This is a genomic window from Bartonella sp. AP280QHHD (assembly GCF_042196125.1).
Classification (GTDB): domain Bacteria; phylum Pseudomonadota; class Alphaproteobacteria; order Rhizobiales; family Rhizobiaceae; genus Bartonella.
On the sequence record NZ_JBHIPQ010000015.1, the window covers coordinates 1 to 8,082 of the forward strand.

At 35.9% G+C, this 8,082-nt stretch carries 5 protein-coding genes and 1 pseudogene; 3 read left to right on the forward strand and 3 right to left on the reverse strand.

Annotated features, from left to right (window positions below; all coding sequences use genetic code 11):
- The first annotated feature begins 164 nt into the window (after positions 1-164).
- Both ACFIMK_RS00985 and ACFIMK_RS00990 read left to right on the forward strand, forming a co-directional pair.
- Positions 165-530: a hypothetical protein gene (locus tag ACFIMK_RS00985; RefSeq protein ID WP_375613650.1), complete on the forward strand. Its 366-nt coding sequence runs from the start codon at positions 165-167 to the stop codon at positions 528-530.
- Between the two features lie 45 nt (positions 531-575).
- Complete coding sequence (locus ACFIMK_RS00990) at positions 576-1,025, forward strand: hypothetical protein (protein ID WP_375611689.1); 450 nt, start codon at positions 576-578, stop codon at positions 1,023-1,025.
- 1,298 nt (positions 1,026-2,323) lie between these two features.
- On the opposite strand, the gene ACFIMK_RS00995 is transcribed toward ACFIMK_RS00990, so the two are convergent.
- Entirely contained in the window at positions 2,324-3,097 is a 774-nt protein-coding gene (locus ACFIMK_RS00995) for a DUF4167 domain-containing protein (RefSeq protein ID WP_375611688.1), read from the reverse strand.
- A 1,677-nt stretch (positions 3,098-4,774) separates the two neighbouring features.
- Complete coding sequence (locus ACFIMK_RS01000) at positions 4,775-5,218, reverse strand: hypothetical protein (protein WP_375610680.1); 444 nt, start codon at positions 5,216-5,218, stop codon at positions 4,775-4,777.
- Between the two features lie 492 nt (positions 5,219-5,710).
- Between ACFIMK_RS01000 and ACFIMK_RS01005 the strand changes: the two are divergent.
- Positions 5,711-5,806 (forward strand): annotated as a pseudogene (locus ACFIMK_RS01005) (DUF4102 domain-containing protein); the annotation flags it as partial.
- 1,642 nt (positions 5,807-7,448) lie between these two features.
- Here the strand turns inward: ACFIMK_RS01005 and ACFIMK_RS01010 are convergent.
- Positions 7,449-7,934, reverse strand: a complete 486-nt coding sequence (locus ACFIMK_RS01010) for a hypothetical protein (RefSeq protein WP_375611687.1) — start codon at positions 7,932-7,934, stop codon at positions 7,449-7,451.
- Positions 7,935-8,082 lie beyond the last annotated feature (148 nt).

Consider the following 8,082-nt stretch of genomic DNA (forward strand, 5'->3'; position numbering starts at 1 on the left):
CATCTCAAAGGGGAAAACCCATCTCAAAGGGGAAAACCCATCTCAAAGGGGAAAACCCATCTCAAAGGGGAACTAAAAAACTGTGAAAGCGTTTAACAGTGAAGAAGCCCCTAGGCTGACAAATTGGAGTCCGCTCTGTCAACCTGTCATTTGGAAAATAATTGATGAATCCCCTTGTTTTTATCCTCTTATTAGTTTCATGTACAGATGATTTTAATAGTTGCTATTCGAACAATACAATGGTTAAAATCTATCCCACGGCTCAAGCTTGTGAACAGGCCATGGTCCCGTCCACAAAAAAGTTTGCACTTTATGGACAACAAATTTTTGCTCAATGTATAAACGTACAACCCAGTTTACATCAACAAGAAGTAAACTTGATCTGGTCTGTAACAAACCATGGAAATTTCCTGCTTAAAAGCCAAAACGTAAAGGACAAGCTGTCTACAGTACACAAAGAAGATATTTTACCAACATCGCTTCCTCTTTTACATTCTTCTTCCACAAACCTCTTGCACAAAAAACTTTAAAAGCATAAACCCATCAGATCTCAAAAAAAATAATCAATGAAAGACATGATGGATAATAAGCGAATGCACCCTTCAAAAGACCATCACACAGAGCAAAATTCTCTGCCTCAAGATCTCCCTTTAGACCCTGCCGTAGAACGAGTGAGAAAAAAACTTATGGGTTTAATGATTATTTCCGTTTTAATAACGCTTTTCCTTATTCTAACCGTACTGTTTTTAATTGTTTATAAAGTGATAAAAACCGGATCAGCGCCAAAACAAACAGAGCTATCTTCCTCTCTCAGCAAAAACCCACACGTTATCCATCATACGCTCTCTCTACCGGAAAAAACACAGATTTTGTCGCAAAGCCTCTCAGAACACAATATTGTACTGAAAGTTTTAACCCCTGATGGACAAACAAAATTTATGATTTACAATTATCATACCGGTGCACTTGTCTCCATTCTTTCTGTTGAAACAACAAAAGAGAGAGCGAAGATAATGCCTCATTAAGAAAACTAACATCAATAAGCGCTGACATAGCATTCTGAAGGTTTAAACATTTTCTGCAAGCCGGCATTATCACACGCTTTACCAACTCGTGGATGTTGCCCACAATCCTTGGCGCTAGAGAGAGTTCATAAGAGCCATTTTTATTCCTTCTTATACAAATTTATCTACACGGGCTCTCCCCGTTTGCAACGTGCAAGCGAATGGTTTTTGTTGATCCAACATGGAACAAATTTGGAAATGAGAGAATTCTAGGGGTTTAGGGGCCCTCACCTAACATTCAAAACAATGAATTATTATTATAAATTAATGTGATAAGTCTTAAATATCCACCACACGGGCGACGGCGCGTTTTTTACTGTATCCCCTCACTTAAATCTTGGAAAAGAAGAAACCTTTCTGTCAACGCATTCCCATTTTAAGAAAATGACATCACTTGGGAAAAGCTAATAAACGTGCAAGAAATACCTCTTCTTGAGTGCAAAAATTCAACATATTAATTTATAGTGATGATTTATTTTGCATGTCAAATGAGAACCTCAAATACTGTAAGATTCTCCCTTTCAAATCTGTTCGTAAAAAACTGAATCAAAATCATTTCCTCACATATCCCAGCAAGGAAATGGATGAATAAAATACCTCTTATGAATGATCAGGTATCAAAAGAAGAACTGTTGCAACATTGAAAATTAAAGCAATAACGCCCAGTTTACATCTTTTATTAAGCAAAGATAACCGATGGATTTCACATGATAGAATTCATGAACACCAGTGCGAAATGGGCATGAATACATTGAATATAAGTGTGAATTAAATAAAACAACGACATTGCGTTCTTCATAAAAGAACTGCCTCTTAAAATACACGGATGTGGTTTTCTCTGTATTCCCTCACTTAAATCCCAGCAAAGAGGCAATCTTTTCTGTCAACAGCCTTCGTTAAGTCTCAATACAGCCCCGTGAACATTCAAGGAAAGTGCAAGAAGCTTCTTGAGCATATTATAATTTACTATCATGATACCAATAACATCACCACAAGCGCTTATACAGCACCCTTCAGGTTTAAACATTTCCCTCTGCCTCAAGATTGACCACTTGAGCGACGACGCATCTTCCCCTGTATCCCCTTACTTAAATCTCAGCAAAGAGGCAATCTTTTCTGTCAACAGCCTTCGTTAAGTCTCAATACAGCCCCGTGAAAACTCAAGGAAAGCGCAAGAAGCTTCTTGAGTATATTATAATTTATTATCATGATACCAATAACATCACCACACAAGCGCGCTTACACAGCACCCTTCAGGTTTAAACATTTTCCTCTGCCTCAAGATTGACCACTCGGCGACGGCGTGGTTTTCTCTGTATCCCCTCACCTAATCCAGGCAAAGAAGAATCCTCTTTTGTTGCTGTTTTTGTTGCTGTTGATGCATCTCCATTGCTAGAGCTTTCTGCTGTTGTAAGTGAAAGCTCAAGAGATGATTCATCTTGAGTCCGTACAGTACGTCGACGAGGAGAACGACGTATTTTTTTGACAGGTTCAACATTTTTCTCAGAGAGGCAGTGCTCTTGATCTGTTTTTTCATCCGATAGAGCCTCTAAAGCGTTTTCACGCGCATCCCCATTTTGCGCTTTATCATATTGGCCATTGCCATTTTTTTGCGACGACATTTGTAATACATCTGTATCACCCTCGACAGCATCCTTTTTTTCACCATCAAGATTTATTTCACCGCATTCTTGCCCATTGTTTTCATCACGATTTTCGTTTTCATCACCACGATTTTCATCACGCCGAACCGATTGAGACATTTGCCCAGCTGCTGCTAAAATAATACGCAAATAGTGCTCGGCATGTTGTAAATAATTTTCCGACATAACACGATCACCTGCACCTTGTGCATCACGCGCAAGGCTTATGTATTTATCGGCAATTTGCTGAGCATTCCCGCGAATTTTAACATCCGGACCGCTACTTTCATAATTGCGAGACAACGGATTAGGACCGCGACGATTATTATTGTTATTACCATTATTGTTATTATTGCGACCGCGTACCCGTCTATTTTGTTGTGGCCTCATCTTTATCCCTTTTTGGAGTGTTTGTCTTATGTGTGTCTTAATTGACGCTTCCTCATTACATTATCTTTTGATAATGCTGATCATGTTTAACATACGATTATCAAGCTATCCGCGTTTATTTCACTCAAACGAACCCTACTGATATTGATAAAAGCATATATTTTCTTGAAAATCACAAAACAGCAGGGAAATCGTAAATCAAAAATTCCCTTTTTCTCTGTCAAACAGCAGAAACCTAATGATGTTCACGTAAAATGCCAAGTGTTTTTTTTAAAATAAACCATATTTCACTAAAAAAATAATTATCTTGTGGAAAACAAAAAGGAAAACACACATATAACACACCCGACAAAGAAAAAATTCCTGCCAGAGAATAGTAGAAGCTTCCTTTTTTGCTCTAAAACCACCGCTCCTAAAAACGCCGATATTCTCTACCCCCTCGTGCATTTAACTCACAAGCACTTCCATCCCAACGAGTCACTGCGCGAACCTCTTTATTTTATAAATATAGCCTCTCTTCATCGCTAAAGCAACCCCTTGCGAGCGATAATCCACGATCGCCTCACAAAACCTCTTAACTTTTATAGATAGATTAACACGAAGTATTATTCAAGCCCTATAATCACCAAGAGATCAATCTTCTTTCCCAAACAAGTCAATGATACTATCAATTTTTATTTTAACCCATAGAGTTTTTAAGTTAATCACAGTTTTTATTTATAACAAATTGAGCTTAAAAACAAAATATTTAAATACAAAAAAATATCAAATTATGAAAAAAACGACCAATATGTCACACTTTTTTAAAAATCAGCTTCTTCTCAAAAAAATACCCTCCTCAAAGCCTATCAATAAGAATGGCCTAACGTATTTCCTTACTTATCTTTTCTGATAAAGAAAACTAGAATTATAAAACAAGCACATTTTTAAACCCAGCACAGCGCTTTACGCATGAAGAAGCCGTAAATGTTTATAAAAGGAATGTTTTTTACTCATTTTTGTCATGTCTATTGACTTACACCCTCAAAGAATGAAGGTTCTCAAATCACACTGGTCTGTTAACAATGAAAATACTTATAAAATTCATACACTAAATTGATTTGTAATGATAATTCATATTTTTTGTGTTGAGTAAGAAAATTAATACCGTAGGATTTTTCATCCTCAATCTGTTTGCTGTTGAATCAATCTCTTTTTCTTGCATGTTACATGTGGGAAAACCTGCGTGGAGTAAAAACGATAAAAAGACTAAAAGTGCCTCTTATGAACCGTCTCTAAGGCTAAAGGGTTGTCGAGAGCACCATTGGGAGCGAGCAAAGTGTGAGATAGTACCGGCTTATTCTTTGTTTAAACCATAAAGATGAACTTGCTTTATAAATTTTATACATTTCATGATGGTTTTACCATTATACCATTCACCAAAACCATCACGAAATGGATTTCCCACACTCGTTATTTCCCTTAAAAAAGCGCAACAAATCCTCCTGAAACTCCACCACGCCCCCTTAAACATTTCAAGGAGGCCATCCATACCTTATGTCGCCACACCTTAAATAAGAAGTGCGATATAACAAGATAAATAAATCAAGCTGCTATTGGTCATGAGGCAGATAGTCATTTAAGAGGCTTTTATCTTTTTATCAAAATTCGCATCCTTTTAACTTTCCATATAAAAACTTAAAAGTAATTGCGCCTTTTGCCTGTTTTATTTTCTCTTTCATTCAGAAAACAGTCTCGTAAGAGAAAATAATTTCCATCCCCAGGACGGACCCTCGTCAAACATTGTTTTTTAGCACTATCAGAAAGCTTATCCCACATTTCACGAATAGCAAAATAGGCCTCACTTTCCAAATTAAGACAATGCTGATAAACCTCTCTTTTCATATCGGGCATAACGGAGGCAGAAATTTCCTTGCAATATACGCGTAGATCAAAAACAGGAATAACCAATTCAACGGGTGCTTGTTGTGTTACTTTTTTATGAGAAGAAAAATAACTAACCACCTTTGCAACAACAAAACACAAAAACACTATACAAAAAAGTATTATGCAAACAAAAGCAATCTTGCGATATAATCTTTTGAAATAAGCCTTTTGTCTTGCTCGGATTCTTTTTTCCATAAAGATTGTACCCTTTAATATCCCAAGAGAAGCTTTTACAGCAAAAAATGATAGAAGTATCTGTGTACACAATACAGGTTATAGCCGCAAACGATCAAGACTCTTATGTCAAAAGACTCTCTTTTTTACCGTATCATTCTTATCGTATATAATTCTTATGAAACACTTTTCTCATGCCCTTTATGAAAAAATAGGGCTGATGATTTTCTCTCACCACTTTTAAAGACGAAGATTCTTCATCCATGCGGATCTATAAACAATTCGTCTTTGTTAAGACATGTCATATTGATTTATAAAGAATATTTATTGTTTTACATGTTGAATGAGAAACCCGAACACCATAGGATTCTCTCATCCGAAGTTTGTTTTCTATTGAAACAATCAAAACCATGTTGCTTACAAGTTACAAGCGGAGCTAGCATGTGGATTAAAAACTGTATAAGAAAGGCATATGGCTCTTATGAAGCATCTCACGAACCAAGGCTGTCGTAAATATTGGGAGCTAGAAAATACAATAATGGTGCGGGCTTGCCTCTACATAAGCGTAAAGATGGGAGTGCTCAATGGATTTACCGTTATTCACCACACAAACACTTCATATATATAAAATCTTATACGCCTTCTATTACCGCCCCCTCAAAAAGCAGTCGCTAAAACAAGATAAGAGATTATAGATGTAAAACTCCTAACAAAAAAGAATGGACTTTCTAATCGAGATCAACAAACACTGTTAAAGACACATTTGCATTTTTGACCATGCTGGCATGTATGATAATGGCCCTTCAAATGCGCCACCATTTTATGCTTCACCTCATATCATTCTCCGTCAAACAATCACAAAGATTCTTTAACTATTCAACGCCCCCCAACCAAAGCAAAGAAACCAAACCCAGACGCCTGCATTTTTATTTGAATCTTCCCTATTGGGATAAAACACACAAGAATTTAAAGATTTCACTGCAAAATGAAATCACAAAATACAATAATGAGAAAAATATCCAAAGCCATCTCAATAACAAATATATAGCGCCCCTGTTATTAGAAAGTAAAAAAAGCCGCACCATTTAAAGGCGCGGCTTATGAATAGAGATATAACTAAATAAAATACAAAAGAAATCAATAATAAATACTTATACACAAAACGTATAGTATTGCAAGCTTTTTAATTATATTTATAAAAATATCCAAAAAGAGTATAAATAATGATACATTCGTATTGAGGAGAGCTGTTTATAACAATACACTTTCTAAAATAAAAACGTATCAAATAAATCAAAATACTTTGTAGCTTTATCTCAATATAATCCATGAAAAAACACACATGATTTAAGTCCATAATTATAATAAGACCCGTTCTTTTACGCTTGTAAAAGCTGGTTTTTCTTAACTTACATTCACCACTTCAAAAGATGAAGATTCTTCACCCAATCTGATTTATCAACAGCCCAGATTGCAGTGGGGTCCATTTGGCTTTCTCACATGTGATTGATTTAAACTTAAAGCTCAACAAATAAGCCTGCCTTAAATATTTGCCACGCCCTTTAAAAAACACTTTTTGTATCATGGAAGCTCTTACAAAGAGACTTGCCTTATATCATCACACCTGAAAGGACAGTCTTTACAGCATAAACAGGATAAGACAAATCAACAACCGCTTGTACAATCTTGTCTGATAAGAAAACAAGTGAAACGTTAGCCTTCAAGCCTGCTCCAACAGTACAGCATTTCTCTTCTTTATAAGAAAAAACACAACGATACGCATGATTTTTTTATAGGCATTTTTCTGCTTTTGTCCTTTTGGCAATTAACATTTTCTTTTTATGGGATTTTTAACAAATTAAAATTGCGATGAACTGCACTTTTTCTCTTTTAAAAAAGCGTAAAAACCGCAAATTATTTATAGAGTTAAAATCATCAAACGCTCTATCCAAAAGCTTTTTAAAATGATTGCACGATTTTTTATCTTTTTAAAGCTTCTTTTGCCATGCGTTTCTATTTGGGCATGGCTCCTTGCTCTGTAGGCTTTAAAAACTTACCCTTAGATTTCAATATGCGCCCTACTCTCCCCAACAACGCATGATCAACTTATCCAGCAACAACGCTTCTCTATCAATTTTTACCCTTTTTTAACATCTCAAACAGAGTGCAATTCCAATCCCCACCGAAGATATAAATCAGGTTTATCTCATCTATAGCTTCAACCCATACATATTGTTATGATCACTCTTTTCTATTTTTCCTTATCTAACAAAGAAGAAATCTCTCTAGAATGCTCAACACTGATGTTTTGAGTAACACTACTGTGTATTTCTAGCGGCTTATGTGCTGTAAATTTTGAAATAAAAGAGCTGTAGTCTATTTTTGGCGCCTCGTATATTGGAGAAAAAAATATGTCTCCAACGGACGATGATTCTGTTTTAATTTCTGGTGCGCTCACAAAACTGTTTGGTGTCGTTATTCCACCACTCACAACACTATTAATACTGTCTTGCTTCTCTTCTTTCTCATTTTTTTTCTGTTCGACATTGATAAGATCTAGAGCATTTAATTTTTTTTCTAAAGCATCCATGCGCTTTGCAATTTTTGTAATATCTTCATATGCTTTCTTCAACAATGCGTTTAAAGGAGCATGTCCCATTCTTCCGCTAGCATAAAGAACCACACGAATACATTCCGGATCATCAATATCAGAAATAGAAAATGGAAAAAGTGCCATTATATCCCCCTTTTTGATAAGCTAAACGCGTATTAAGCATTTGCATATCTTTTTCCGTTGTACGGCTCTTGCATTTCTCAGAAAACCTCAGAAAACCTCAGAAAACCTCAGAAAACCTCAGAAAACCTCAGAAAACCTCAGAAAACCT

Excerpts from the sequence above, each read along its gene's own strand:
- ACFIMK_RS01010 (WP_375611687.1), bottom strand. The coding sequence starts at position 7,934 with ATGGCACTTTTTCCATTTTCTATTTCTGATATTGATGATCCGGAATGT.
- ACFIMK_RS00995 (WP_375611688.1), bottom strand. The coding sequence starts at position 3,097 with ATGAGGCCACAACAAAATAGACGGGTACGCGGTCGCAATAATAACAAT.
- ACFIMK_RS01000 (WP_375610680.1), bottom strand. The coding sequence starts at position 5,218 with ATGGAAAAAAGAATCCGAGCAAGACAAAAGGCTTATTTCAAAAGATTA.
- ACFIMK_RS00985 (WP_375613650.1), top strand. The coding sequence starts at position 165 with ATGAATCCCCTTGTTTTTATCCTCTTATTAGTTTCATGTACAGATGAT.
- ACFIMK_RS00990 (WP_375611689.1), top strand. The coding sequence starts at position 576 with ATGATGGATAATAAGCGAATGCACCCTTCAAAAGACCATCACACAGAG.